The sequence below is a fragment of the Pantoea sp. CTOTU49201 genome (assembly GCF_032054795.1).
Classification (GTDB): Bacteria; Pseudomonadota; Gammaproteobacteria; order Enterobacterales; family Enterobacteriaceae; genus Pantoea; species Pantoea symbiotica.
This window is the reverse complement of the sequence record NZ_DAMBSA010000421.1, coordinates 2,956-3,907: the sequence shown is the minus strand read 5'-3', so window position 1 is coordinate 3,907 and position 952 is coordinate 2,956. Positions and strand designations below refer to the sequence as shown.

Sequence of the window (952 nt, the reverse complement as noted above, 5' to 3'; positions counted from 1 at the left end):
TGCCGATCGCCACATGCACCAGCTTCACGTCTTTCAGGTTGTTTTGTTTGATCAGATAACTCATGAACGCCCAGGTCGTATCGGGCTGCGGGCTGGTGACCACGCGTTTACCTGACAGCAGCGATAAGTTGTCCTGCAGTGAAGCCGCTTCTTTGCCGAAGACAAAGATGGTTGGCGCGTTCTGCACGCCGGCCACCACCACGCCTTTGCCGCCGTTTTCACGGGTTTTCGGCACAAACACCGGATCCTGAATCGAGAAATCCGCCGAGCCGCCAATCACCGCCGCCCAGGATTGCGCCCCGCCGCCGCCGGTGCTGATTTTTACCTCAACGCCCTGCTGTTTGAAAAAGCCCTGCTCCTGCGCCACGTACAGCGGCAGATAGAGCAGCGACTGGAAAGCCTGATTAATGCGTACCGGCGTGTCGGCAGCCAGCGCCGCATGCACACTGACCAATGAAGCTAAAGAAACTGCGGCAGAGATCGTAGCGAAGCGAAATGTTTTCATGATTATTTCCTGTCCCAGGAGAGAATGAGGCGTTCAAGAAAAGCCACCAGCGCGTTAAAACAGAGCATCATCAGCATGACCAGCACGATGCCAGCCAGCACAATGTTCATACCGAAGTTGGAGCTGCCGAGCAGGATCATGTGTCCTACGCCCGCATCGGAAGAGATGTATTCGCCAACGATGGCGCCGACCAGCGCAAAACCGACGTTGAGGCGTAAACCAGACAGCACCCACAGCATCGCCGACGGCACCACCAGCTTGAAGAAAATGGTGCCGCGTCCTGCGTTGAAGGAGCGCAGCAGGTTAATCAGATCGGGATCGGTGCGCATCGCACCTTTATAAGAGGTGGTCAGCGATACCACCACGCAGGAGAACGCCACGATCACCACTTTTGACAGCATCTCAGTGCCGAACCAGATAATGGTCATCGGCGCAATCGCCAGCACC

The 952-nt window shown here is 56.4% G+C and carries 2 protein-coding genes; both read right to left on the bottom strand.

Features of this window, described 5'->3' with window-relative positions; translation table 11 throughout:
- A partial coding sequence (locus RTY00_RS21355; protein ID WP_312666068.1) for an ABC transporter substrate-binding protein occupies positions 1-505 on the bottom strand: 505 nt, incomplete at its 3' end.
- Between the two features lie 2 nt (positions 506-507).
- Positions 508-952 (bottom strand): ABC transporter permease subunit (locus tag RTY00_RS21350; RefSeq protein ID WP_312666066.1); only part of this gene is annotated, 445 nt, incomplete at its 5' end.